This window comes from Achromobacter sp. Root565, from assembly GCF_001427425.1.
Classification (GTDB): Bacteria; Pseudomonadota; Gammaproteobacteria; order Burkholderiales; family Burkholderiaceae_B; genus Achromobacter; species Achromobacter spanius_D.
In genome coordinates this window covers 80,815-104,663 of record NZ_LMGO01000008.1, presented here as the reverse complement: position 1 = coordinate 104,663, position 23,849 = coordinate 80,815, and the positions used below count along the sequence as shown (strand labels likewise).

21 protein-coding genes are annotated in these 23,849 nt (G+C 64.2%); 3 read left to right on the top strand and 18 right to left on the bottom strand.

Annotated features, from left to right (window positions below):
• Positions 1-7: 7 nt before the first annotated feature.
• From ASD71_RS25680 to ASD71_RS25640, 9 genes are all read right to left on the bottom strand, one after another.
• Positions 8-874, bottom strand: a complete 867-nt coding sequence (locus tag ASD71_RS25680; protein WP_056571171.1) for an SDR family oxidoreductase — start codon at positions 872-874, stop codon at positions 8-10.
• Between the two features lies 1 nt (position 875).
• Positions 876-2,117 (bottom strand): glycosyltransferase family 4 protein, encoded by a 1,242-nt coding sequence (locus ASD71_RS25675; protein ID WP_056571169.1) that lies wholly within the window; start codon positions 2,115-2,117, stop codon positions 876-878.
• The gene (locus tag ASD71_RS25670; RefSeq protein ID WP_056571167.1) at positions 2,114-3,178 is read right to left on the bottom strand and encodes a glycosyltransferase; all 1,065 of its coding nucleotides are present in this window, start codon (positions 3,176-3,178) and stop codon (positions 2,114-2,116) included. Before ASD71_RS25670 ends, ASD71_RS25675 begins: the two co-directional genes overlap by 4 nt.
• 64 nt (positions 3,179-3,242) lie before the next feature.
• Complete coding sequence (locus tag ASD71_RS25665; protein ID WP_056571165.1) at positions 3,243-4,478, bottom strand: hypothetical protein; 1,236 nt, start codon at positions 4,476-4,478, stop codon at positions 3,243-3,245.
• 13 nt (positions 4,479-4,491) lie between these two features.
• Entirely contained in the window at positions 4,492-5,568 is a 1,077-nt protein-coding gene (locus tag ASD71_RS25660; RefSeq protein WP_082579059.1) for an acyltransferase, read from the bottom strand.
• Positions 5,565-6,656: a glycosyltransferase family 4 protein gene (locus ASD71_RS25655; RefSeq protein WP_056571161.1), complete on the bottom strand. Its 1,092-nt coding sequence runs from the start codon at positions 6,654-6,656 to the stop codon at positions 5,565-5,567. Before ASD71_RS25655 ends, ASD71_RS25660 begins: the two co-directional genes overlap by 4 nt.
• Before the next feature lie 320 nt (positions 6,657-6,976).
• The gene (locus tag ASD71_RS25650) at positions 6,977-8,824 is read right to left on the bottom strand and encodes a bifunctional 2-polyprenyl-6-hydroxyphenol methylase/3-demethylubiquinol 3-O-methyltransferase UbiG (RefSeq protein ID WP_056571159.1); all 1,848 of its coding nucleotides are present in this window, start codon (positions 8,822-8,824) and stop codon (positions 6,977-6,979) included.
• 70 nt (positions 8,825-8,894) lie between these two features.
• Positions 8,895-10,166: an ABC transporter ATP-binding protein gene (locus ASD71_RS25645; RefSeq protein WP_369819007.1), complete on the bottom strand. Its 1,272-nt coding sequence runs from the start codon at positions 10,164-10,166 to the stop codon at positions 8,895-8,897.
• Positions 10,167-10,266: 100 nt separating this feature from the next.
• The gene (locus ASD71_RS25640) at positions 10,267-11,058 is read right to left on the bottom strand and encodes an ABC transporter permease (RefSeq protein ID WP_056571157.1); all 792 of its coding nucleotides are present in this window, start codon (positions 11,056-11,058) and stop codon (positions 10,267-10,269) included.
• Positions 11,059-11,569: 511 nt separating this feature from the next.
• On the opposite strand from ASD71_RS25640, the gene ASD71_RS25635 reads away from it, so the two are divergent.
• The 3 genes from ASD71_RS25635 (at position 11,570) to ASD71_RS25625 (ending at position 14,486) form a co-directional block, all read left to right on the top strand.
• The gene (locus ASD71_RS25635) at positions 11,570-12,139 is read left to right on the top strand and encodes a carbon monoxide dehydrogenase subunit G (RefSeq protein WP_056571155.1); all 570 of its coding nucleotides are present in this window, start codon (positions 11,570-11,572) and stop codon (positions 12,137-12,139) included.
• A gap of 99 nt (positions 12,140-12,238) precedes the next feature.
• On the top strand, positions 12,239-13,597 hold the full coding sequence (locus tag ASD71_RS25630) for an MFS transporter (protein ID WP_056571153.1): 1,359 nt from the start codon (positions 12,239-12,241) through the stop codon (positions 13,595-13,597).
• Positions 13,598-13,610: 13 nt separating this feature from the next.
• Positions 13,611-14,486 carry a DMT family transporter gene (locus ASD71_RS25625; RefSeq protein ID WP_056571151.1) on the top strand — a complete coding sequence of 292 codons (876 nt, stop codon included), beginning with the start codon at positions 13,611-13,613 and terminating at the stop codon, positions 14,484-14,486.
• A gap of 6 nt (positions 14,487-14,492) precedes the next feature.
• Here ASD71_RS25625 and rfbC read toward each other — a convergent pair whose 3' ends face one another.
• The 9 genes from rfbC to ASD71_RS25580 form a co-directional block, all read right to left on the bottom strand.
• Complete coding sequence (rfbC, locus tag ASD71_RS25620; RefSeq protein WP_056571149.1) at positions 14,493-15,044, bottom strand: dTDP-4-dehydrorhamnose 3,5-epimerase; 552 nt, start codon at positions 15,042-15,044, stop codon at positions 14,493-14,495.
• A complete protein-coding gene (gene rfbA / locus ASD71_RS25615) occupies positions 15,044-15,937 on the bottom strand; it encodes a glucose-1-phosphate thymidylyltransferase RfbA (RefSeq protein WP_056571147.1) in 894 nt (297 codons plus the stop codon). The genes rfbC and rfbA overlap by 1 nt, the downstream gene beginning before the upstream one ends.
• Positions 15,934-16,986, bottom strand: a complete 1,053-nt coding sequence (gene rfbB / locus ASD71_RS25610; protein WP_056571145.1) for a dTDP-glucose 4,6-dehydratase — start codon at positions 16,984-16,986, stop codon at positions 15,934-15,936. The genes rfbA and rfbB overlap by 4 nt, the downstream gene beginning before the upstream one ends.
• 71 nt (positions 16,987-17,057) lie before the next feature.
• Positions 17,058-18,269 (bottom strand): cardiolipin synthase ClsB, encoded by a 1,212-nt coding sequence (clsB, locus tag ASD71_RS25605; RefSeq protein ID WP_056571143.1) that lies wholly within the window; start codon positions 18,267-18,269, stop codon positions 17,058-17,060.
• A complete protein-coding gene (locus ASD71_RS25600; RefSeq protein WP_056571141.1) occupies positions 18,266-19,132 on the bottom strand; it encodes an endonuclease/exonuclease/phosphatase family protein in 867 nt (288 codons plus the stop codon). The genes clsB and ASD71_RS25600 overlap by 4 nt, the downstream gene beginning before the upstream one ends.
• A 258-nt stretch (positions 19,133-19,390) precedes the next feature.
• Positions 19,391-21,178, bottom strand: a complete 1,788-nt coding sequence (aspS, locus tag ASD71_RS25595) for an aspartate--tRNA ligase (protein WP_056571139.1) — start codon at positions 21,176-21,178, stop codon at positions 19,391-19,393.
• 36 nt (positions 21,179-21,214) lie between these two features.
• Positions 21,215-21,880 carry a DUF502 domain-containing protein gene (locus ASD71_RS25590; protein WP_369819008.1) on the bottom strand — a complete coding sequence of 222 codons (666 nt, stop codon included), beginning with the start codon at positions 21,878-21,880 and terminating at the stop codon, positions 21,215-21,217.
• A 17-nt stretch (positions 21,881-21,897) separates the two neighbouring features.
• Complete coding sequence (locus ASD71_RS25585; protein WP_056571136.1) at positions 21,898-22,242, bottom strand: FmdB family zinc ribbon protein; 345 nt, start codon at positions 22,240-22,242, stop codon at positions 21,898-21,900.
• Positions 22,243-22,448: 206 nt separating this feature from the next.
• Positions 22,449-23,732 (bottom strand): putative Na+/H+ antiporter, encoded by a 1,284-nt coding sequence (locus ASD71_RS25580; protein ID WP_056571134.1) that lies wholly within the window; start codon positions 23,730-23,732, stop codon positions 22,449-22,451.
• Positions 23,733-23,849: the final 117 nt, after the last annotated feature.

The following is a 23,849-nucleotide window of genomic DNA, read 5'->3' as shown; positions in this document are numbered from 1 at the left end:
TAATCCGTTAGGGAACCAGGCGATGCGCGTGCATTTCTTGAATCAATTCTGGCCACGCGGGCGGCACATAACCCGTCGCCTGCAGCAGGCGGGTGGCGTCCAGTGACCGATCGATCTTCAAGCGATCATCGGCAACGATGTCGATGCTCTTTCCGTACACCTCTGCCACGAGCTTGAGGAGCGAATACTTGTCGATCGGCGCGACCGCGCAATGGTAGAGGCCATGCAGCTCGGGATGCGGAATCACAAAATCCTTCATCACCCGCGCCAGCTCGGTGGTCGGCAAGCCCGAGAACACCGCGCGCGTGAATCCCTTGACGGAACCCGTCTGCGACAGGAACCAATCGACCAGTGCGACATTGCTGCCCAGTTCGTGGCCGATGATGGACGTGCGCAGCGTGATGGCGTTGGCGTCGGAGGTCACCTCACCGATGTACTTGGACTTGCCGTAGAGATCTTCGGCATCGGAAGGATCCGATTCCAGGTACATGCCTTTGCTTCCGTCAAACACGCAGTCGGTGCTGACGTGGATCAGGCGGGCCGAGGCCAGCGCGCACAGGCGCGACAGGCGGTGCGGCAGCATGGCGTTCACGGGCAGCGCCGCCAGCGGATCCTTGGCATCGGCCAACTGCTTGATCAGACCAATACAGTTGATGACCACGTCCGGCTTGACCCGGCCGATCACCGACACCAGGGAATCGTTATCCAGCACATCGACGCCGGTCAGCAGGTTCTTGCGAAAGCGCTCGTCAAAATAACGCAGTCCCGCCGCGCCGCGCAGCGTGCCCCACGTCTCGAATGCCGGGTCTTCGCTGAAGCGCGCAAACACCGCGCTGCCCAGCATGCCCGTGACTCCTAGAACCAAAATTTTCATGCTAAACCTTCTCTTTCAAATCCAGTTTCTCGGAAAGAATACTCACTAATCGGTCCACCTGCCGGGTTATCTCGTAGTGCTCAAGATAGAACCGGCGCCCGGCGGCGGCAAGCGCATCGCGCTCGTTCTGATCCATGGCGTGCAGGCGGACAATGCAATCGGCCAGCCCGTCGGCGTCCTCGGCGGCGCATACCAGCCCGGCGCCCGCGCTTCGGATCACTTCCGCCCCCGCGCCGTCCAACGCGCCGATGATCGGCCGGCCGGCGGCCAGATAGGCCTGCACCTTGCTGGGTATCGTCTGCGCCAGAATGGCGTCCCGGTTCAGCGTGACCAGCAGCGCCCCCGCCCTGTCAAAGATATGCGGCATCTGGTCGCTGGGATAGCGGCCGGCCAGTACAACGTTGGACAGGCCGTCGCGTTCGACTTCGTCGCGGATCCGGCCGAGCATGCTGCCGCTGCCCACCAGCACGATCTTGCAGGTGCTCTGTCCCTTCAGCTTGCGCGCCGCGGCCAGAATGGTGTGCAGCGACTGCGCAGTGCCAAGATTACCCGCAAAGACGACGCAGAAACTGCTGTCCAGCGTGGCCAGCAGGTCGGGCGGCAGCGTGCAGGGGCTGCGGGTGGCGGTCTGCGGATCGGGGCTGGAATTGCCGTAGTAGACGATCTTGCGGGCCGACGACAGCCGGGCCACCGGCGCGCGGAAGGCCTCGGACTGCACCAGAAGGAGGGATGCGGCACCATATATCGCCCGCACCATCAGGCCCACGCCGGCAAGAATGCCGCGATTTCGCACGAATCCGGTTGCGCTCAGGCTTTCGGGCCAGAGGTCCTGAATCCAGATCGCCAAAGGCAATTTCTTGCGCCATTTCAGGTAAATCGCGGGAATTACCGACGTGATCGGCGAAAATGCGACCGCCAGCACGACATCAAAATCCTTGTTCCCAACGGCCCGCACGCCGTGGCGCAAGCCGTTGACGACAAACGACAGGTAATTGAGCACCAGATTCTTGCCGCCGCCGGCGCGGCGCGCGCGCAGCGGCACCCGGTGAATCAGTGTGCCATCGTCCCACTGCTCGCTCGTAAAACCCTGCTCGGCATGGCCATCGAATACCTTGCCGTCCGGATAGTTGGGCTTGCCGGTCAGCACCTCGACCACGTGTCCCTGCGCCGTCAACGCGCGGACGAAGTCATTGATGAAGAACTGCTCCGGCCAGAAATACTGGCTGACGATCAGGATTCTCACGTCGCGCTCGCTGCTGAGGAATCGGCGCGCAGCCTGGCCCAGAACTGGCCGGGCGTCTCGGGTTCCACGACCGGGCCGGGCGCGGAAAGCTGGCGCCGCACCGCGCGTGCGATGGACGTGGCCGAGGCCGGGTCGAATGTCTGGACCGGGACGCACACGTCGCGCACGTAATCCAGCTCCGACGCGACGATCTGCAGCCCGGCCTTGGTCGCCTCGATCAACGGCAGGCCAAACGATTCGCCGAACGACGGAAACACCAGCGCGCCGGCCTGCGCATACAACGCCGCCACGCCTTCCCGCGTCAGTTCACCCTGATTTTCCACTCGCAGCCCATGACGGGCCGCGACGTCCAGGAGCTCCCGCGCCAATACCTGGTCCCGGGCGCCCAGCGTAAGGACGAGGGACGGATACAAACCGTCTTCGGCCAGCAGCCGCCACGCCTCGATCAGGCGCCGATGATTCTTGTGCGCCACGCCGTCGGCCACATAAACGAAATCCCACTGGCGCGGGCGGTCCGACTGCTCCACCGGCGTGCCGTCGGTAATGTCGGCCACGAAGGGCGCGACCCGGACGGGCGGCAGGCGCGTCGCCGAGCCAAGCCAATCGAGCACCTCGCGGCGCATGGTCGGCGTCTGGACCACGTATTCCGAGACGCGATGACGGAAGCACCGTCCGATGGTTCGTTCGAACAGCAGGCGCAGCCGCGTGGGCAACGGGAACTGCGACAGCCGCACACCGCGCAGGTAATTCCGGTTCTGCAGGAACACGACGACCCGCGCGCGCGACGGCAGAACGGGAGGCAGGCCGTGAAAGCAGAAAAGAATGGATTGCGGCCCCGCCGCCCGCCGTGCGGCAAATTCACCCTTGAGGCGGGCCAGCGCCGTCGGCGCGACCCAATACACGGCGGCGCCCGCGGGAATCTCCAGGCGCTGCTGGACTCGCGCATCCAGGAAAAGACGCAGCGGCGCGCCCGCCGGCCACGCGCCCAGCAGCGCCTGCAGCAGCACAAAGCCGCCGCCGGTGTGCACGTTGGGCGCGTAAAGGACGACTTCTACAGCCATGATGGGAAGCAGCTTATGGGCATGGATAGGTGGAAATGGGCGTTGCCGTGCGGGCAAGCCAGCGTCAGAGCCCCTCCAGGATCTCGCCGAAGCGCTGGGCGATCCGTCTGCCGCTGAATGTATCGCGGTAGCCCTGATCACACCAATCGGCCCCGTCCTTGCGCAGGACGTGATCCACGGCGCCTTCAACCGCCTTTTCGATCTCTTGGACGTCGGACGGGCGGGCGTGCCAGCATCCCAGCTGCTTCATCGCGTCTTCGGAACCGCCCGGCGGTGTCAGGCCCACGATCGGGGTATCCGCGCCGATGTAATCGGACAGCTTGCTGGGCAGGAACAGGTTCTGGCGCACATTGGCTTCGATGAGCAGCAGGATGTCCGCGTCGTACATCTGCTCAAGCGATTCCACGAACGACACGTTGCCGACGGCGCGCACGGTGCCTTCCGGCAGGCTCTTGGCCGCATCGCTGGCCAGCATCTCGGGCGGCACCAGGCCGATCAGTTCGACGCAGAGCACACCACGCAGGTCCGGCCGCCGCTGAAAGAGGCGCACCAGCGCCTGGAACAGCGGTTCGGGCGACCGGCGGCCATACAGCACGCCCACGTAGCGCATGACGATGCGATCGTTCCTGGCCTTGGGGCGCTGCGGGAACAAGGCTTCGTCGAAGGCATGGGGAATCACGTCGGTGCGGCGGCGCACGGATTCGGGCTGCCCCTGCATCATCAGATCCAGCGAGTACCGCGAGCTGTGCACGATGAAGTCCGCCGCAGCAACTGCGCGCGGCTCGTGCCGGGCGTTCCACATCTTGGTCAGCCCGCTGACCTCCAGCGGGTTGCCGGCCCACGGATCGCTGAACTGCGCCAGCCACTTCACATTGGGCCGCGCCTTCTTCACGCGCGTCATCACCGCGTTGATCGAATGAAACGGCGACCACGTCATCACGGCGTCGTACTGGCTCAAGTCCGTGTCCATGAGCTTGCTGTACGCGGATTCCCGCAGCACGGTCATCAGGTCCGGCACACGATCCAGCTTGCGGATGGACGAACGCAGGAGCGTCATCAGGCCCTTCGCGGGCCGCAGACGATCGATCTTGCCGAAGGTCTTTTCGGCGAACGGCAACAGGCTATGGTCCAGCGGCAATTCGGCGCAGAAGGAATCCGCGCACACGACGTCGACGTCGTAGCCGGACCGGGCCAGCGCGGCCATCGGCTTGTAGACCGCGGCCGTCATCTGCACCTGCATGGGCGGGAAGGCATAGCTGAACAGAAGAATCCTGCCCTTGCGCGAGTTCGGTTGGTCCATGGTGCTTGAAACGTTATCCGGCAACACGGCTGGCTCCCGGAATCAGACGAATCGCGGCCGCAATGAGGCCGCTGATGAAAAAGGTGCTCAAGGAAATCAACAGAATCACAAGGAAAACGGGCAGATGCTCGGACGCGATGCGGATCGTGTTGCTGTAGCGCACATGCTCCAGAACGACCACGTGCACGAAAAATATGATGAAGGCGCGGTCGCTCATCCATTTTGCAATCGCCGCCGACCGCGCGGACAGGTCGAATGTCATGAACGCAAGAAACGCGGCGATCGACGCGATGATGACGTTGGGCGTGAAATACACGTAGGCGCGCTCGACCGCCACGCCGGCTTTTTCGCTGAAGCGCCAGGTCAGATAAAACGTGATGGCCGAGCAGATGGCGTAGACGGCGATGCACGTCCAGCGGGGAATGGCCTTGCGGTCGATGGTCGCCAGCAGGCCGCCCAGCACGAACAGACCGCCATAACCCAGGAAGCTGGTGAGCTGCATGATCCGTAGCACCGGCAGCGGCCAATACAGCGGCACGCAAGTGACGGCAAACCAGACCACAAAGAAATAGACGCCCAGCGACGGGCGGCTTCGCAGCACTTCATAGATTGCCTGCAGGAACGGCAGCAGGATGTACAGCCCGACGATCATGTACACGAACCACAGGTGGTACATCGCCGGTTCGGTAAATATCGAAAACAGGTTGACCCCGAAACCACCCAACGCGTTATTGCGGTACAGGTACGCGGCGCTCCAGAAGACCAGCGGGATGAACACCTTCAAAACCCGGCGCAGGATGCTTGCCGTCGAGGCCACCGGCAGGCCCGGGCGCAACAGCATCGCGCCGGAGATCATCACAAAGAGCGGCACCGCCACGCGCACGGCGGAATCCAGCGCATTGGCCGACAACCAGTCGGGCAACGGACTCTTGCCGAAGGCGTAGAACGCCGCGCCGCAAGAGTGGATCAGCAGCACGCCATAGATGGCCACCACGCGGCACAAGTCCGCCCAGGCCGCTCTCTGCTTTCCAGGGACCGCGTCGGATTTTGGATGCGCAATCCCGGTGGTCAACGTATCCGCCGTGGTCATTTTCCCGACTGCCTTCCCTGGATCACACGTTCATAAACGTCCACCATACGCTGCGCCTGCAGGCGTATGTCGTAGTGCTGCTCCGCCAATTGGCGGGATCTTGCGCCTCGTGCCAGCCGTTCTTGCGGGTCGCTGATCAGGCGCTCCATCGCCGCCGCCAGCGCCGCGGCATCGCGCGACGGCACGGCCAGGCCCGCTTCCGGCGTGAACACGACCTCGGGCAAGGCGGTGCCTTCGAAGCAGATCGTGGGCTTTCCGCACGCCATGGCCTCGACGGCCATCAACCCGAACGAATCCGCCAGCGAAGGCATCAGGAACAGGTCAGTCGCACTATAGACGTCCTGCATCACGCCATCGTCATTCGTCCAGCCTAGTTCGACAACCTGAAACCTTTCCTTGAACTTGTCGACCCGGCCCTTGTCATTCAGCGTCAACAGGCAGATGGGCACCTGCGTCTGCAGGCGGTCCAGCGCCTCGATCACATACTGCAGGCCCTTGAAGTCGTTGACCACGGAGCGAAAGCACAAGACCAGTCGATCGGGCTCGATGCCCAGGCGGGCCTTGGCCGCGGCCTGATCGGCCGGCTTGAAGAAATCCAGGTCCAGGCCAAACGGCACCTTGTGGACGGGCACGCCTTCCAGCAGGGGCGATTGCCGCACCATGTTTTCCATCCAGCTCGAGGCCACCAGGATCTCGAAGTTCGAACGGCGGTAAGCCGAACGCTTGAGCCGGAAGTTCAGCGCCGTCGTATCGTGCTGAATTGCAAAATCGGTCTTCAGGTCGGGACACTGGCCGCAGCCTGTTTTCCAGCGCTGGCACGAAAACGGGTGGATGCAGTGGCCGGTCATCGCCCACGGATCATGCAGCGTCCACAAGGAGGGCTTCGCGGCCGTCATCGCGGGCAGCGACTGCATGCTCAGGAAGCCCGAATGGATGATGTGGTAATGGACGAGGTCCGCCTCGCGGAATGCATCCATGCGGCGCATGTGCATGCCGTTGGAATACAGCTGCGACTGCAGCGACAGCACCTTTTCCACGCCGCGCGTAAGCCGGTTGACCTTGCGCGCCAGCTTGCCGTGCAGGCTCACGACGTCTTCTTCCTGACGGTCCTGTTCCCAAACGAAATGCTTTGAGGAGACCCCCAGCGCCTCGAGGTGAGGCTTCAGGGATAACCCATTGAAGCGACGCCCCGGCGACTGATATCCGTTAACTTGCAAAACTCTCATGGTGTGCCCGCCAATCCTCTTGTGTCGAACCAGGCCCGGTGCGAACGCCATCCATGCATGCTTTTCATGTGTGTCCTGTCCGCCTGGTACTACATGGGATTTAAATCATTCTCGTCATCGCGACAACGCAACCATGCGCTACTGTCGTCGCCCCCGGAAACCTCACACCGCTCAGGCAGACATCAGTTCGACCTTCCGAACAGCGCCCGATACGCGCGCCGCCAACGCGAGCCGGCCTCCGCAAGCGCCCTGCTTTGATATTGTTCCAGCGTGGTGCGCATGGCCGCGATCTCCGCAGCCTGCGTCTGGATCACCAGTTGCTGGTTCGCGTCATGCGCCTTGGCGTCCTCGAGCAGCGACCGCATGTGCCGGCCGTCGATGCGCACCAGCAGCTTGGCGGACTTGACGTAGGTGACCCACGGCGCGCCGATACGGCCTTCAACGCCGCCGTTGATCCAATGCTGCACGCTGGATTCCTGCGCAATGTACTTCTCGACGTGGTCGTCAGTGATGCCGATGCTCTGCATCCGCAGCGCTTCGCGCAGCAGTTCCAGGATCTCCAGCGGCGTGCCTTCGGCCGGCGGGGCGCAGCTGGACACGCTGGCCAGGCTGCCGAACAGACCACGCAAAATGACGTAGGACAGCGTCAGGTCCGATTCCAGCTTCCATTCCTTGTCGAAGAATGCCAGCTCGCCGGGCGCGACTTCCATGCAGTTCAACGGAGTCCAGTCGAACAAGGCCCCGGGCACCGCCTTGTCCAGCGACAGCGACACGGCAGGTCCCAGATCCGCCTCGCGGCAGATCGCGTCGATCCAGGGACGCGCCCAATTGCACACGTCGGTGGCGGACCAGCCCGGTGTATTCAGCACCTTCACCAGGCCCAGCCACCAGAGATTGCCGTTCAGATACGGACCATCGTCGATCGAATGGGTGACCGGCACCTGCGGCGCCGGCTGCTGGGTCACGTGATCCCGTGCCGTGCGGACTTCGCCGCCTTCCAGATAAAAGCGCTTTGCGGTGGCAAACGCGGGATGCCGTTCAACGCTGTAGTGCCAGGCAAGATCCTGCGCCTCGCGCAACGCCGCCACCGCCTTCTCCGACTTTCCGGCAATGATCAGGAACGAGTTTGCCAGGTCTTCGGCCAGGCCATTTTCGTGAATCGAATTCCAGGCCTGCTCCAGCGAGAAGGAAGGAACGATCCAATCGGGACGGGCGCGATCGCGGCCGACCGTGCCGGTCAGGAGCGGCCGGGCGGCAAACGGGCCCTTCGGATCCAGACCCTTCGAGGTCAAGAGCGACACCGGCATGTGATAGTCCGGCAGCGGGAACAACACTTCCTGCGCGCTCAATCCGACGGAGCCCAGAATGCCCTTCAGCTCGTCCAGTCCGAACCGGATGATGGTCTCCGGTCCGTACTGCCCTTCGACGCCGTAATAGGGCACGTCCACGTTGGGCTCTGGAAAGCCCGAGAAATATTTGAGGCCCAATTTGTTCTGGATGGCAATGACCAGCACGCCGTCGTCATTGAGCTGACGCGCGGCATTGGCAAGCAGATCCAGCTCGGCGCGGTCGCCGCAATGGGAAAAGAGGCGGGCGTACTGCAATACGCCGATCATCGTCACAACGTCGAATTTCTTTTCGGCGTTGAAGTCTTCGATGCGGTCGCAAACCACCGTGACGTTCTGCAAGTCGGCGGTGCGCTGGCGCGTGATCGAGGCGCGGTGGGCCGAAGCCTCCAGGGCAACGACGTCGCCGCCCAGCTCGCCCAGGTATCGCGTGATGATGCCGCAGCCCGAGCCCAGTTCCAGCACGCGTCCGCGGCAGAGCTTTTCAAGCGGCCGCAGGATGTTCGCGCGGACCGGCGACAGGTGACAGGCCGAACGCCAGTCCCAGACGGCGCCGACCAGCTCGCGCGAAAACAGCGAGCGATCCTGGGCCTGCGCGATGATGCGTTCGATCTGCTGCTCGAACTCGGCGCCATCGGTGTAGGTGAATTCGGGAATGCTGCCGTCCGTTTCCGGAAACAGCATCCCTTTATGTTCTTTGTAATCGGTCGGAAGATTATGCATTTCAGTTCTCTATCTTGCCGGTCGCCATCATTTATTCAGAGACCGCATCCAGCAAGATCCTGGGTTGGAATCCGATGTCGAAAAGGCCAGTCGCGGGCCGCGGCTCGTCCGCCATCACGCGGAAGACGATCGCGTCGACGATACGATGATGCAACGAACCGTCTTCGCCCTGGGCCGCGAAGGTGCAAAAATACGTTGCCGGATTAAGCGAGCATTCGAATTCGAATTCCAGATCGAACGACGTGCCGGCCGTGAAGTCGATGCCGTGCTCATCCAGAATGGGATGGGCGCAGCCCGCCAGGTCGATGCCGGACGTGGTTCGGATCAGCGCGTAGAACCGGACCGCCGGGCAGTCTTCGGTGAACTGAACGCTGCACTTCAGTTTGTAGCGATGGCCGCGCAGGATGTGATTGACCTGCGCGCCGCCCAGCGTCTGCAGCATGGGCGATCCCAGCTTGGCGCCCACCTCGTCATAGGACAACGTGTCCGGCACGAAGCTCGCGTCAAAGAACGGCTCAAGTCCGCCCGTGGGGGTCTCGCTGGCCGCCGCCTTCTTTTCTTCGGTTTCCGGCTCAGCCGCACTGGCCGCGCTCTCGCCCTCGGCATCGATGCGGCGGATTTCCGCGATCAGTTCAATTGCCTTGTCGCCGGTGGTATTACCCAGCTTCTGGCCAAAATAAACAGCGCGTTTCGGGATGCCCGTGAACAGGCGCTCGCCGGCATTGAGCAAAATGGCGCGGTCGCACAGGTTGATGATGGCCGCGCCCGAATGCGACACAAACAAAATCGTCGCGCCGCGATTCTTGATCGCGTCAATCCGGGCGAAACACTTGCGCTGGAAAGGCTCGTCGCCCACCGCCAGCGCCTCGTCAACGACCAGAATGTCGGGATCCACGTTGATCGCCACGGCAAACGCCAAGCGGGCATACATGCCGCTTGAATAATGCTTGACCGGCTGCTCGATAAACTGGCCAATATCGGCAAACGCCGCAATTTCATCGAAACGCTGCTCGACTTCGCTTTGCGAGAGGCCCAGCACCATTGCGTTCAGGAACACGTTTTCGCGGCCGGTGAACTCGGGGTTGAACCCCGCGCCCAGCTCCAGCAGGGCGGCAACGCGGCCATGCGTCTCGACGGTGCCGGAAGTGGGCATCAGCGTGCCGCAGATCATCTGCAGCAGCGTGGACTTGCCCGAGCCGTTACGGCCGATGATGCCGACGGTCTCGCCGCGGCCGACGTTGAAGGACACGTCGCGCAGCGCCCAGAATTCCCGGAAATAATTGACCGGCGGGCGTCCAAGCATATTGCGCACCCGGGGCGCGACAAACTGCTTCAACCGGTCGTGCGGCCGATCGTAGATCTGATAGCACTTGCTGAGGCGATCTACGCGAATGACATTGCTATCAGAGGACATCAGCAAACCCCTTGCGCGCCTTCTGGAACCACCAAAAACCTGCCCACGCAATCACCATGGCAATAGCCGCATAAATACCCAGCGCGCCCCAGTTCGGCAATTTGCCGTAAAGCAGCACATTCCGGGATTCTTCAATAATCAAGGTCAGCGGATTCAACATCACGATCATCTGCACCTTGGGCGGCAGATTGGAAATCGGATAGAACACCGGGGACACAAACAGCAGCACGGACATCAAGAGACCGATCGTCTGGCCGATGTCGCGCACATACACGCCCGTGGCGGAAAGAAACCATGCGAATCCCATGGTCACCATCAGCAGCGGAATCAGCACGATCGGGAAGAATATGGCCGTCCAGCTGATGGAGCCGCTGAGCACCAGTTGTGCAATCAACAGGACGCACACGCTGATGGCCGCATGGAACAGCGCCGCCCCCATCGCCACCCAGGGAAAGATCTCGAGCGGAAAGACGACCTTCTTCACGTAGGTCACATTGCTCTGGATCAGGCCGGGCGCGCGGCTGATGCACTCGGAAAACAGCCCGTGCACGATCAAGCCGACAAACAGCACGACCGCAAAATTCGCGTGGCTGGCTTCCTGGCTGACGCCCCAGCGCGCCTTGAAGACGACCGTGAAGAAAAACGTATAGACCGTCAACATCAAGAGCGGCGTAAAGAACGACCACGCCAGCCCAAAAATTGAGCCGCGATAGCGGCCCAGGACTTCCCGCTTGCACATTTGAACGGCGAGCTTTCGATTGCTCCAGATGCTGTCGAACATCGCAGCCGGAGATACACGCTGTGCCTGATGAGGATTCACACTACCTATCCCGCTTGAACGCCCCGCTTCAAACAGACGCGGGGCGGACATAAAGTTATTGGAAATAATCGCGATACTGGTCGCCGACAAATCCGCTGAGCGCCGTTTCGGCGGCTGATTCATCAAGCAAAATATGGGGCCCAATATGCGGCTGGCGCGACGCCTTGAAATTCTTCAGCGCGCATTACAGCCAGTAAAATATTGGCAACAATATCTTTGCAAACCATTCAAATTGAACAAAATCAAACTGAAGGCGCAAAGTGCGCATACTAAGTTTTAGCGCAACTGAACATCATAACATGCGGAAAACGCCGTTCTATGCGGATCTTCGGCCTTTTTCCCTCATCCCGACTCAACAAATAATAGTAAGTCTCACTATCCTTCAGTGGGAGAAGGTGCCGCCAATTCATGGCTATTTTCTCCGGACCGGTCCACAATGGATTCACGACACTGTTGGAACAGGGAGACAACCATGCGCATTGCCGATGCCCAATGGATTCCTTCGACGCAGCACCAGACATGGGATGCGTTGACTGACCCGCGAGTGTTACAGAAGTGCATTCCCGGGTGTGTCGAAGTCGCGATGCGTAGCCCCACCGAATATGCGGTCACGCTGCGCGCCAAGATCGCCGGCATCGACACCGACTACGAAGGCGAGATCCTGCTCTCCGACATGAACGCCCCCGACAGCTGCACGCTGGTGTTCGAAGGCAAGGGACGCGCCGCCTGCCTGGCGATCGGCACGGCGCAGATCAACCTGGCCACCAAGGACCAGGGCACCCGCGTGGCCTACACGGTCGCCGGCATGGCCGGCGGCAAGCTGGGCGAGTGCGGGGAAGGCGTCCTCTTGAAGGCCGGCGAGAAGATCATCGAGAAATTCTTCGCGTCCTTCATCGACCACATGGCGGCACAGCCGCGGATGGCGCCCCCTCCCCCGCCTCCCGAACCCGAGGCGCGGGGTCTCTCCAATTCCCGCTGGTCATGGATGCTGGTCGTGCTCGTCATCGCTGTTTTCTGGGGATACCACACGTTTTACAAGTGATAACCCTAGGGTGCCGGTGATATCCTTGGCGGCATGAATCCGCCGCCGACGCCACCGCAGCCAGCCACTGATCCCACACGCTCACGACGGGACCTGCTGATGGCGATGGCGGGCGTTTCGGCAACCGTGGTGCTCGCCGCCCTGGATTCCACCATCATCAGCACCACCCTGCCGCGCGTGGCCGAGGCGCTGAACGGCATGGCGCTATACGCGTGGGTCGGCACGGGCTATCTGCTGGCCACCGCGGCTTCCATCCTGATCTTTGGCCGGCTGGGCGACATGTTCGGCCGCAAGCCGTTGATGCTGGTGTCTGTGCTGATCATCGCGCTGGGCTCCATCGCCTGTGGCCTGGCGCAGTCCATGACCCAACTGATCGTTTTCCGCACCCTGCAGGGGGTGGGCGGGGGCATGATGATCGCCACGGCATTCGCCGCGCCGGCGGACTTGTTTCCCGATGCCAAGCAGCGCGTCAGATGGATGGCGCTGGTATCCGCTGCCTTCGCCATGGCTAGCGGCATCGGCCCGGTGCTGGGCGGCGCGGCCACGCAAGCGCTAGGGTGGCGCGCGGCGTTCTTTATTACGCCCATCGCGGCCGCCGCGGCCTTCTTCCTCTTGGCGCGCTATTTTCCGCGCATCCGGCCCATCCACGACGGCAGCCGCAAGATCGACTGGCTGGGCGCCATTCTGCTCGTATTGGCGGTGGGCGCGCCGCTGGCCGCGCTGGAACTTGCATTTGCCAGCGGCGAACACGCGCACCCGGTGCTCGGCCTGACGCTGGCGCTGGTCGGCGCCGCCGCCATCGCCATCCTGATTCCGACCGAACGCCGCGTGAAGTCACCGATCTTTCCGCTTCGCGTCCTGTCCGGCCGCGAGCCGCGCCTCTTGAACGCGGCCGCGATGATGGTGGGCGCGGTGATGTTCATCCTGATTTTCTACAGCCCGCTGCTGTTGCAGCAGGTGCTGGGCTACACGCCCAGCCAGGCGGGCCTGCTGCTCACCCCGCTGGTGGCCGCGATCTCGGTCGGCAGCATCATCAACGGCCGCATGTTCCCCAAACAGACCGAGCCGCAGCGGCTGATGGTGTTTGGCGGCGGTCTGCTGGCGGCCGGGTCGCTGATGGTGCTGCTGATTTCGCCGGGCACGTCGGCGTGGTGGATCCTGTCCGCGTTCTTCGTCAACGGCTGCGCGCTGGGCTTTTTGCTGCCCAACCTGACCCTCTTCATGCAGATGCTGAGCGAGCGGCGCGACGTGGGCGTGGCCTCGGCGCTGGTGCAGACGACGCGCGCCATCGGCAGCGCATTGGGCACTGCCGTGGTCGGCATTCTGATTTCGCACAGCACGGTGCTTTCCGGCGTGCGCACCGGGCTGGTCCTGTGTATTGTGCTGTCCCTGACCTGCGCGCTGCTGGCGCACCGGGTAAAGATGCGAAACCTGGTCACGAGCCGCGGTCAAGGTTGATTCAGAGCTCAACATGCAACGCCGCGATCTGCTGGACCTGATGATTCTTGCCGCCGTCTGGGGAGGCTCATTTCTTTTCATGCGCGTTGCCGTGCCGGAATTCGGGCCGGTGGCCCTGATCGAGCTGCGCGTGGGACTGGCCGCGCTGTTCCTGCTGCCCGCCGCGATCTGGCGCAACAAGCTGCCGCTTATTGCGCGCCGCTGGAAAGCCATTCTCGTGGTCGGCACGCTGAACGCGGCTTTGCCCTTCCTGCTTTACGCCTACGCCGCCCAGTCGTTGGGCGCGGGCTTCCTGTCGGTCGCCAACGCCGTGACGCCGGTGTGGGGCGCCGTCATCGGCTGGTTGTGGCTGAAAGACCGGCTGCCCTGGACCCGCTCGCTGGGGCTGCTGATCGGCATGTCCGGCATCGTGGTGCTGGTCTGGGACAAGCTCGACTTCCAGTCCGGCGGAACCGGCTTTGCCGTGCTTGCCGCCATTTCTGCGCCCGTCTTCTACGGCATTGCCGCCAACTGGACCAAGCGCTTTCTGACGGGCGTGGATCCGCTGACCAGCGCGACGGGCAGCATGGTGTCGGCCGCGCTGGTCCTGCTTCCAGCGGCCCTGGCCACCTGGCCGCAGCAGCCGGTCTCCTGGGAAGCCTGGGGCGCGACGGTCCTGCTCGCCGTGGTGTGCACCGGCGCCGCGTACATCGTGTTCTTCCGGCTGATCGCGAACGTCGGACCCACCGGCGCGGTCAGCGTCACATTTCTGGTCCCCATCTTCGGGGTCGTCTGGGGCGCCTGGTTCCTGGACGAAGTCATCACCGTGCCCATCCTTGCGGGCGCGGGCGTCATCCTCGTCGGGACAGCGCTGGCGCTCGGACTGGTCGGCATGAAACGCCGGGCCTGATCCGGTTCAGACCACCGCAATCCGGGGCGCCTGCCCCAAGGCGAGGCCTTGGCGGTCTTTGTCCGACACGATCGGCTCGCCTTGCACCGGCCAGGGGATCGCCAGCCCCGGATCGTCCCATCTCACGCAATGCTGGTGCGCCGGCGCGTACGGCGCGGTCGTCTTGTAGACCACATTGGCGTAGCCGGACAGCACCAGAAATCCGTGCGCAAAGCCTTCCGGCAGCCAGAGCTGGCGAAGGTTGTCCGATGACAGGATCTCGCTCGTCCATTGGCCAAACGTGGGCGATCCCTCGCGCATGTCCACGGCAACGTCGAAAATCTCGCCTTCGGTGACGCGCACCAGCTTTCCCTGCGGGTGCTGCGTCTGATAATGCAGGCCGCGCAGCACATGGCGCCGCGAGTGCGACTGGTTGTCCTGCAGAAAATGGACCGGACGGCCGACCGCCGCATCGAAGACCGATTGAACATAGGTCTCGACGAAATAGCCGCGCGCGTCCTGATGCTTCACGGGGTCGATGCGCAGGACATCGGGCAGGGACAAGGGTGTGATGCGCATCAGTGCGGCAGCCGGGTAAGAAGGTTCATCAGATATTGGCCATAGCCGCTCTTGACCAGCGGCCGCGCCAGCGCTTCCAGTTGCGCCGCGTCTATCCACTGCTTGCGGAACGCAATCTCTTCCGGGCAGGCGACCTTCAACCCCTGCCGGCGTTCGAGCGTCGCAATGAACTGCGACGCATCGAGCAGGCTGTCGTGCGTGCCCGTGTCGAGCCAGGCGTGCCCCCGTCCCATGATTTCGACGTTGAGCGCCCCCAGTTCGAGGTACGCCTGATTCAGATCGGTGATTTCCAGCTCATTGCGCGCGGACGGTCGGATGCGGCGCGCCAGCTCGATCACCCGGTTGTCGTAGAAATACAGCCCGGTCACCGCGTAGTTCGACTTGGGCGAGGCGGGCTTTTCCTCGATGCGCAGCGCGTTGCCCTGCGCGTCGAACTCGACCACGCCGTAGCGCTGCGGATCCTGCACGTGGTAGGCAAAGATGGTGGCGCCTGCGTGCCGCGACATCGCGCCGGCCAGCAGTTGGGGGAAGTCATGCCCGTAGAACAGGTTGTCGCCCAGCACCAGCGCGCACGGCGACTGTCCGATGAAGTCCGCCCCGATGAGAAACGCCTGCGCCAGGCCTTCGGGCGCCGGCTGCACCGCGTATTGCAGCGACAGCCCCCACTGCCCGCCATCGCCCAGCAACTGCTGAAAGCGCGGCAGGTCCTCGGGTGTCGAGATGACCAGGATCTCGCGTATGCCGGCCAGCATCAGCGTGGACAGCGGGTAATAGATCATGGGCTTGTCGTAGACGGGCATGAGCTGCTTGCTCACCGCGAGGGTCGCGGGATGCAGCCGCGTTCCCGAACCGCCTGCCAGGATGATGCCCTTGCGCGCGCCCGTTGCCGTCATCGCGCACCCCCCTCGGACGCATGGGAGCGGCTTGCCGCCTTCAGCAGCCATTGCGGGTGATCCAGATACCACCGCACCGTCTTCTCCAGGCCCGACGCAAACGTTTCGGCCGGCTGCCAGCCCAGTTCCTGCCGCGCCTTGCCCGCATCGATGGCGTAGCGGCGGTCATGGCCAGGCCTGTCGGCGACCAGCGCGATGAGGTCCCGGTACGCGCCGCCATCGGCCCGCGGCCGCAAGGTGTCCAGCAAGGCGCAAACCGCCGTGACGACCTCCAGCGTGGTGCGCTCATTTCGCGCGCCCAGGTTGTAGGTCTGGCCGGGCCGGCCATCTTCGAGCACCCTGCGCAAGCCGTCGCAATGATCGGCGACATACAGCCAGTCCCGCGCGTGCAGGCCATCGCCGTACACGGGCAGCGGCTTGCCCGCCAGCGCGTGATGGATCATCAGGGGAATCAGCTTCTCGGGAAACTGCCGGGGTCCGAAATTGTTGGAGCAGTGCGTCATGAGCACCGGCAATCCATAGGTCTGCGCCCAGGCGCGCACCAGATGGTCGCCCCCCGCCTTGCTGGCGGCGTAGGGATTGTTCGGCTGGTAGGGGCTGGCTTCGGTAAAGCCCGGATCGGCAGGCGCCAGCGAGCCGTAGACCTCGTCCGTCGAGACATGCAGAAACCGGAACGCATCGCGCTCGGCGCCGTCCAGTTCGCTCCAGAATGCGCGCGCGGCCTCCAGCAGCCCGAAGGCGCCGCCCACGTTGGTCCGGACGAAATTGCCGGCGCCCGCGATCGAGCGATCGACGTGCGTCTCGGCCGCGAAATTGACGATGGCGCGCGGACGGTGCGCGTGCAGCACCTCGGTCACCCGATGCGTGTCGGCGATATCCGCCACGACCAGGACATGGCGCGGGTCGTGTTCCAGGCCGCCAAGATTGGCGCGGTTGCCGGCGTAGGTCAGCTTGTCCAGATTGACGACCGTCTCATCGCCATGCGCCAGCCAATCCAGCACGAAATTGGATCCGATGAACCCGGCGCCCCCGGTGACGAGAATACTCATTGCGTTGTGCCTGATCGGAGGGCAACCCTCCAAAACGCGTAGTTTACTGCCCTGCCGCCGCCCGACCGCGTTCAGTATTTGTCCGACGTACCCGTGAACGCCACGCCGATCCGCAGCAGCGTGTAGGACGCCGCATCCACCCAGCGCCGCAGGAAACCCCGGCGCTGATAGTCCAGCGGCCGGATGAAGCGGCCACCCTCGCGAATGGCGGTTTCCAGGCGTTCCTGCAGGTCCCAGGCAAACGGCTGGCTGTCGACCACGACATTGGCCTCGCGCGCCAGCAGCAGGCTGAAGGGGTCCAGGTTCGACGAGCCCACGGTGGCGACGTTGTCGATCACCGCGACCTTCGCGTGCAGGTAGCTCGGCATGTACTCGTAGATCTCGATGCCGTCGCGCAGCAGCTTGTCGTATAGCGACCGCGTGGCGTGATACTGCATCCGGTATTCCACCTTGCCCTGCAGCAGCAGCCGCACGCGCACGCCGCGCGCCGCGGCCTTGGCCAGCGCGCGGCGAAAACGCACGCCCGGAAAGAAGTAGGCATTGGCGATCAGGATGTCGCGCCGCGCGCGCGAGATGCCGAACAGGTAGGCACGCTCGAATGTCCTGCGGAAACGCAGGTTGTCGCGCAGCACCAGCGCGGCGCGCAGCATGCCGCCCGGCGGCGCGGGAACGTCGCGCGGCTTGAGCAGCTGCAGCCGATGCCAGTCGCGCGGGTGGCGGCGCAGGCGCGCCCAGTTCAGGCGCACCCACAGGAGTTCCTGCGCATGGGCCGCCTGCGTGACGATCGGGCCTTCAATCTGCACGGCAAAATCAAAACGCGGACCGGTCAGGCCGTCGGTGGGATCCAGGTCATCGTAGTCGTCGATGACGTTGATGCCCCCGATGAAGGCGATGTGGCCATCGACGACCGTGACCTTGCGATGCAGGCGCCGCAAGCGGCTGCGCGACGGGATGAAGCGCGCGAACCAGCGCGGCTCGGGCCGGAAGATGCGGCACTGCGCGCCCGCATTGGCCAGCGCGACGCGCACGCGCTCGCCATGCAGCGCGCTGCCGAATCCATCCAGGACCACGCGCACCTTGACGCCGCGCCGCGCGGCCGCCGCCAGGCATTCCAGCACCTTCGTGCCGGTGCGGTCGAGCATGAAGATGTAGGTTTCCAGATGCACGCTGACGGTGGCCGCGTCGATCGCCGCGCACAGCGCGGGAAAGAAGTCGGCGCCGTTCTGGAGCAGACGGATATCGTTGCCCTGCTCCCACTCCAGCCTGTCCTGCTCGTCCTTCACGGGAGTTCAAGCTCCGCGAGCAAGGGCGAATGATCGGACAGCTTGGCCCACTCGCGGCCGCGCAGCACGCGGGCGCTGCGCACGGCAAAGCCGCGCTGGTAGATGCGGTCCAGGCGGAACCAGGGAAACACGGCAGGGAACGTGCGCGGCGGCGGCGCCAGCAACCGCGAGCTGCCATCCATGCCGAGCTGGTTGTTGCGCTCCATGACTGAGACGCCGCTGCTGGGCAATCCGCGCAGGGCGTTGGACAGCCGCTTGACCGAGTCGCGCAGGCGCGGCAGGTCTCCGCCATGGCTGCGCGGGGCATGCGAAAACACCTCGTACAGCCCGAGCTGCTGCACGAACATCGGCGCCAGCCGGTCATTCCAGTCGTTGAAATCCCCGGCGATCAGGATGGGCTCGCCATCGGGCACCATGCGCTTGATGCGCTCGGTCAGCGCCAGGATCTGGCGGCTGCGGCTGCCGGCGAACAGGCCCAGATGCACCACGAAGCAGTGCACCGCCCGATCACCCACGTCGATGCGCGCATGCAGCAGCCCGCGTTGCTCCAAGCGGTGGTCGGAGATGTCGAGATTTTCGTGGTCGAGGATGGGATAGCGCGACAGCAGCGCATTGCCGTGGTCGGTGGCGTGGCGCACGGCATTGCGGCCGTAGGCGACGTCCAGCCGCAATGCGGCGGCCAGCGATTCGTGCTGGGCATCGAGCAGCGACTTCTGCTCGTTGCGGCCCTGGACCTCCTGCAGGAAGACCAGGTCGGGGCGCAGGCCATACAGGCCCAGGCGAAGTTCATTCAGGGAGTCGCGCCGGCCCAATGCCGAACGGCCCTTGTGTATGTTGTAGCTGACGACTCGGATGAGCGACATGGAAGCAATGGCGCCTTTCAAATCTTGAGAACCGCCGGCCGGGTCCCGGAAGGTCCTCTGGCCAGCCGCCGCCGTGTTTGGCGGCGTTAGCCAGATTACTCCATTTCAGCCGGGCGTTCCCATCTTTGCGGCAGCGCGAGCTACCGGCGCACCTCAAGCGCACCGCAGCGGATCCGGCTCTGCCGGTCCGCCAGCGGGCCCCCTGGAGGGGGGCCCGCCGAGGGGGAAGCGCCGGAGGCGCTCCGGGGGTGGGCCTTCCTACGCTTTTTCGACGTTGCGCAGGCGGATGTGCAGCTCGCGCAGTTGCTTCTCGTCGACTTCCGAGGGCGCTTGCGTCAGAAGGTCCTGGGCGCGCTGCGTCTTCGGGAAGGCAATGACGTCGCGGATCGATTCGGCGCCGGTCATCATCGTGACGATGCGGTCCAGGCCGAAGGCGATGCCGCCGTGCGGAGGCGCGCCGTACTGCAGCGCGTCCAGCAGGTAGCCGAACTTCTCGCGGGCTTCCTCGGCGCCGATCTTCAGCGCGCGGAACACCTTGCTCTGCACTTCCTCGCGGTGAATACGGACCGAGCCGCCGCCGATTTCCCAGCCGTTCAGCACCATGTCGTAGGCCTTGGCGAACGCCTTGCTGGGATCGGATTCCAGGAAGTCTTCGTGGCCATCCTTGGGGCTGGTGAACGGGTGGTGGGCGGCGGTGTAGCGGCCGTCTTCCTCGTCGTATTCGAACATCGGGAAGTCGACCACCCACAGCGGCTTCCAGCCGGCCGTGAACAGGCCCGTCTTCTTGCCGAATTCGCTGTGACCGATCTTCACGCGCAGCGCGCCGATGGCGTCGTTGACGACCTTCTCGCGGTCCGCGCCAAAGAAGATGATGTCGCCGTCCTGAGCGCCGGTGCGCTTGACCAGTTCGGCCAGGGCAGCGTCGTGCAGGTTCTTGACGATGGGCGATTGCAGGCCGTCGCGGCCCTTGGCCACGTCGTTGACCTTGATGTAGGCCAGGCCCTTGGCGCCGTAGATGCCGACGAACTGGGTGTACGCGTCGATCTCGCTGCGCGACATCTCGGCGCCACCGGGCACGCGCAGGGCGACCACACGGCTGCCCGGCGCCGTGGCGGCGGCGGCAAACACCTTGAAGTCCACGTCGCGCATGACGTCGGTGATATCGGTGAACTCGAGCTGCACGCGCAGATCGGGCTTGTCCGAGCCGTAGCGGCGCATCGCTTCGGTCCACGGCATGATCGGGAACGGCGACGGCAGGTCGACGCCCTGCACCACCTTGAACACGTGGCGGATCAGGTTCTCGAAGATTTCACGGATTTCGAATTCGTTCAGGAACGAGGTTTCGCAATCGATCTGGGTGAATTCCGGCTGACGGTCGGCGCGCAGGTCTTCGTCGCGGAAGCACTTGGTGATCTGGTAGTAGCGGTCGAAGCCCGAGACCATCAGCATCTGCTTGAAGAGCTGCGGCGACTGCGGCAGCGCGAAGAAGTGGCCGGCGTTCACACGCGAGGGCACCAGGTAGTCGCGCGCGCCTTCGGGCGTGCTCTTGGCCAGCATGGGCGTTTCGATGTCGATGAAGCCCAGTTCGTCCAGGAACTTGCGGGTTTCGATGGACACGCGGTAGCGCAGCATCAGGTTGCGCTGCATCTGCGGACGGCGCAGGTCCAGCACGCGGTGCGTCAGGCGGGTGGTTTCCGACAGGTTGTCGTCATCCAGCTGGAACGGCGGGGTGACCGACGCGTTCAGGATCTCGACTTCCTTGCAGAGCACTTCGATTTCGCCGGAGGCCAGTTCGGCGTTGGCCGTGCCGGCCGGCCGCTCGCGCACCAGGCCGGTGACGCGGACGCAGAATTCATTGCGCAGGCGCTCGGCGGTGGCGAAGGCGGCGTTGTCCGGATCGAACACGATCTGGGCAAGGCCGGCGCGGTCGCGCAGGTCGATGAAGATGACCCCGCCGTGGTCGCGGCGGCGGTTCACCCAGCCGTACAGGGTGACGGTCTGGCCGAGATGGTCACGGCAAACCTGGCCGGTGTAGCAGGTACGCATGCGGGATGACTCCGTTTTGTGCTTGGTGTGTAAGGGTTACGAATCGGCGCGGGGTGCGTCCTGCACGCCCGGCGCCGGAGAGAGCGCAGCCGGCCGGACCACGGGCGTTGCCGCCGGGGCCGGGGCGACCACGCCCATGGAAACGATGTACTTCAAAGCCGCGTCCACGCTCATCTGAAGGTCGATGACCTCGGCGCGAGGCACCATCAGGAAAAAGCCGGATGTGGGGTTGGGTGTCGTCGGCACATACAGGCTGATGTGGTCGCCAGGCAGGCTGTCGGCCACTTCACCGCTGGGCGTGCCGGTGACGAATGCAATGGTCCAGGCGCCTGCCCGCGGATACTGCACCAGCACCGCGCGGCGGAACGCCTGTCCGTTGGGGGCAAGCACGGTATCACTGACCTGCTTGACCGAGTTGTAGATGGACCGCACAAGCGGGATGCGGCCCAGCAGGGTTTCCCACTGGTCCACCATGGTGCGGCCAATAAGGTTGGCGGCGAACACGCCCGTTAGAAGCACCACCACGATGACCAAAACGAAGCGGAAACCGGGAATGTCGATGCCGAACAGCGATTCGGACGACAGGAAGCCAGGCACGAACCCTTCCAGGGTGGCGACCAGCAGTCCCAGTACCCACACCGTGATGACCAGGGGAACCCAGATCAGCAGCCCGGTGATGAAGTACTTCTTGATGACGCGCATCCGCATCGCGATGCGCTCTAGGAAGCGGCGCTGCCGGCAGCAGGCGTCGTCGGCGCGGGGGCTGCGGCAGGCGCTGCAGCCGGCGTGGCGGCGGGCGCGGCGCTGTCAGCGGAGGCCGGCGCGCTTGCCGGGGCGGCGCCCGGGTTGCTGCTGTTGCCGCTGCTGCTGTTGCCGCTGCCGTTGTTACGGAAGTCCGTGACATACCAGCCGGATCCCTTGAGCTGGAATCCAGCTGCGGTCACCTGCTTGGAAAACGTGCTTTGGCCGCATTCGGGGCAGACCGAAAGCGGCGCGTCGGAAATCTTCTGCAAGACGTCTTTGGCGTGGCCGCAGGCGCTGCACTTATAGGCGTAGATGGGCATCGAGGGCTCCCAGGCGCAAGCCCGGCATATCAAATTCCGCCTGCTGCCGCGCGCGGGCGCAAGGCTCGGCGGCTGGGCATGGCCGGAAAAATACGGGAAAGTCTTGAATTTTAGCGGTTTTTCATAAAGCGTCGGAGTCCGCCCCGCCCTGCCGGCCGCCAGCCGACGGCCGGGGGATGGCCTCCCCGGTGCGGGCGGGCCTTTCCCTACACGGGCAGCAGGAACATCACGGCGGCCACCAAGGTGGGTCCCAGGGCGCACAGGAACAGGCGCCCGGACGAAATGCTGCCATCCGGGAAATGATTCTTCAGGATTGCGAACCCAGCCGGATTGGGCGCGTTGGCAATCACCGTCAACCCGCCGCCCGTGACCGCGCCGGCCACCAGCATGTAGCGCCAGGCCTCGCTGGTGCCCTCCACGAGCGACCCCAGGTAGGTGAGCGCAGCGTTGTCGGTGATGGCCGTGAGCGCGGTGGCCCCCCAAAAGAGGACAAAAGGCTCCAGCCCCCCCAGCAGATCCTGCAACCACCACTTCTGCAAGCCGCCCAGCACCACCAGCCCGGCCAGGAAAAAACCCACCATCAGGCCTTCCTTGATCATCAGGCGGTCCTGGTGCCGCTTGTAGGCCTCGGAAAACCCGATGAACATCATCAAGAGGCCCAGAAAAATGGCCGGATGATGCGCGGTCAGCACGATGGCGATCAGGAACACCAGGTGCACCAGAATCACGATGGCAGGCACCGGCGGGCGCTTGCCCGCGCCGTCCGGGGCATCGACGCCGCCCCGCGTGCCCACCGCGCCTTCAAGCAGCGCCTTGCGGCAGATGAACGTCAGCAGACCCGCATTCAGGACGACCGCCACTGCCGCGCGCCAGCCGAAGTGCTGCAGCATGAACGCCGAATCCCAGCCGAACGTGCCCGCCACCATCAGGACGGGCGGCGCGGCGTACGACGTCAGCACGCCACCGATGGACACGTTGACGAACAGCACACCCAGGGTCAGGTACTTGAAACCGGTCCGGCCGCTGCTGCGGAAGTACGCGTCGCGCAGCAGGATGGCGGCCAGCGTCATCGCGGCAGGCTCGGTGATGAACGAGCCGCCCAGCGGCACCATGGCCATCACCACGAAGAAGGTCGACAGCTCGCGCGGCATCGGCAGGACCCGCGCCACCAGGCGGACCAGCAGCCCCACCAGCTCAAGAATCGGCCGGCTCGCCGCCACCACCATGATCACGAACACGAACAGCGGCTCCGTGAAGTTGCGCGTGTCCATGTAGTCGATCGCGGCCGACGGCCCGGCCAGCGCCGCCATGGTCACGATCAGTGCGAAGGCCCAGACGCCGAAGACGGCCTCGACCTCGGAAAACAGGTGCCAGAAGCCCGCGTGCGGTCCGCCCCGATGCGCCAGGCGCGCGAAGAAGGGAACCGAGAAGGTGTGAAGAACCGCCACGGCAAACAGGAGGGTGGCGATGACTTCTAGCGTCTGGGGCATGTGCAGCAATTCCTATGACGCCCGGGGGATACGCGCTCCGGCGGGCTTGTCGGACAAGCGTCGCAATATAGCCCAGCGGCACGCCGGTGTAACGCAGGGTCAACACTGATCCCTGCC

Excerpts from the sequence above, each read along its gene's own strand:
- ASD71_RS25680 (WP_056571171.1), bottom strand. The coding sequence starts at position 874 with ATGAAAATTTTGGTTCTAGGAGTCACGGGCATGCTGGGCAGCGCGGTG.
- ASD71_RS25670 (WP_056571167.1), bottom strand. The coding sequence starts at position 3,178 with ATGGCTGTAGAAGTCGTCCTTTACGCGCCCAACGTGCACACCGGCGGC.
- ASD71_RS25665 (WP_056571165.1), bottom strand. The coding sequence starts at position 4,478 with ATGGACCAACCGAACTCGCGCAAGGGCAGGATTCTTCTGTTCAGCTAT.
- ASD71_RS25660 (WP_082579059.1), bottom strand. The coding sequence starts at position 5,568 with ATGACCACGGCGGATACGTTGACCACCGGGATTGCGCATCCAAAATCC.
- ASD71_RS25650 (WP_056571159.1), bottom strand. The coding sequence starts at position 8,824 with ATGCTGTTTCCGGAAACGGACGGCAGCATTCCCGAATTCACCTACACC.
- ASD71_RS25645 (WP_369819007.1), bottom strand. The coding sequence starts at position 10,166 with ATGCTTGGACGCCCGCCGGTCAATTATTTCCGGGAATTCTGGGCGCTG.
- ASD71_RS25640 (WP_056571157.1), bottom strand. The coding sequence starts at position 11,058 with ATGTTCGACAGCATCTGGAGCAATCGAAAGCTCGCCGTTCAAATGTGC.
- ASD71_RS25635 (WP_056571155.1), top strand. The coding sequence starts at position 11,570 with ATGCGCATTGCCGATGCCCAATGGATTCCTTCGACGCAGCACCAGACA.
- ASD71_RS25630 (WP_056571153.1), top strand. The coding sequence starts at position 12,239 with ATGGCGATGGCGGGCGTTTCGGCAACCGTGGTGCTCGCCGCCCTGGAT.
- ASD71_RS25625 (WP_056571151.1), top strand. The coding sequence starts at position 13,611 with ATGCAACGCCGCGATCTGCTGGACCTGATGATTCTTGCCGCCGTCTGG.
- rfbC (WP_056571149.1), bottom strand. The coding sequence starts at position 15,044 with ATGCGCATCACACCCTTGTCCCTGCCCGATGTCCTGCGCATCGACCCC.
- rfbA (WP_056571147.1), bottom strand. The coding sequence starts at position 15,937 with ATGACGGCAACGGGCGCGCGCAAGGGCATCATCCTGGCAGGCGGTTCG.
- rfbB (WP_056571145.1), bottom strand. The coding sequence starts at position 16,986 with ATGAGTATTCTCGTCACCGGGGGCGCCGGGTTCATCGGATCCAATTTC.
- ASD71_RS25600 (WP_056571141.1), bottom strand. The coding sequence starts at position 19,132 with ATGTCGCTCATCCGAGTCGTCAGCTACAACATACACAAGGGCCGTTCG.
- aspS (WP_056571139.1), bottom strand. The coding sequence starts at position 21,178 with ATGCGTACCTGCTACACCGGCCAGGTTTGCCGTGACCATCTCGGCCAG.
- ASD71_RS25590 (WP_369819008.1), bottom strand. The coding sequence starts at position 21,880 with ATGCGCGTCATCAAGAAGTACTTCATCACCGGGCTGCTGATCTGGGTT.
- ASD71_RS25585 (WP_056571136.1), bottom strand. The coding sequence starts at position 22,242 with ATGCCCATCTACGCCTATAAGTGCAGCGCCTGCGGCCACGCCAAAGAC.
- ASD71_RS25580 (WP_056571134.1), bottom strand. The coding sequence starts at position 23,732 with ATGCCCCAGACGCTAGAAGTCATCGCCACCCTCCTGTTTGCCGTGGCG.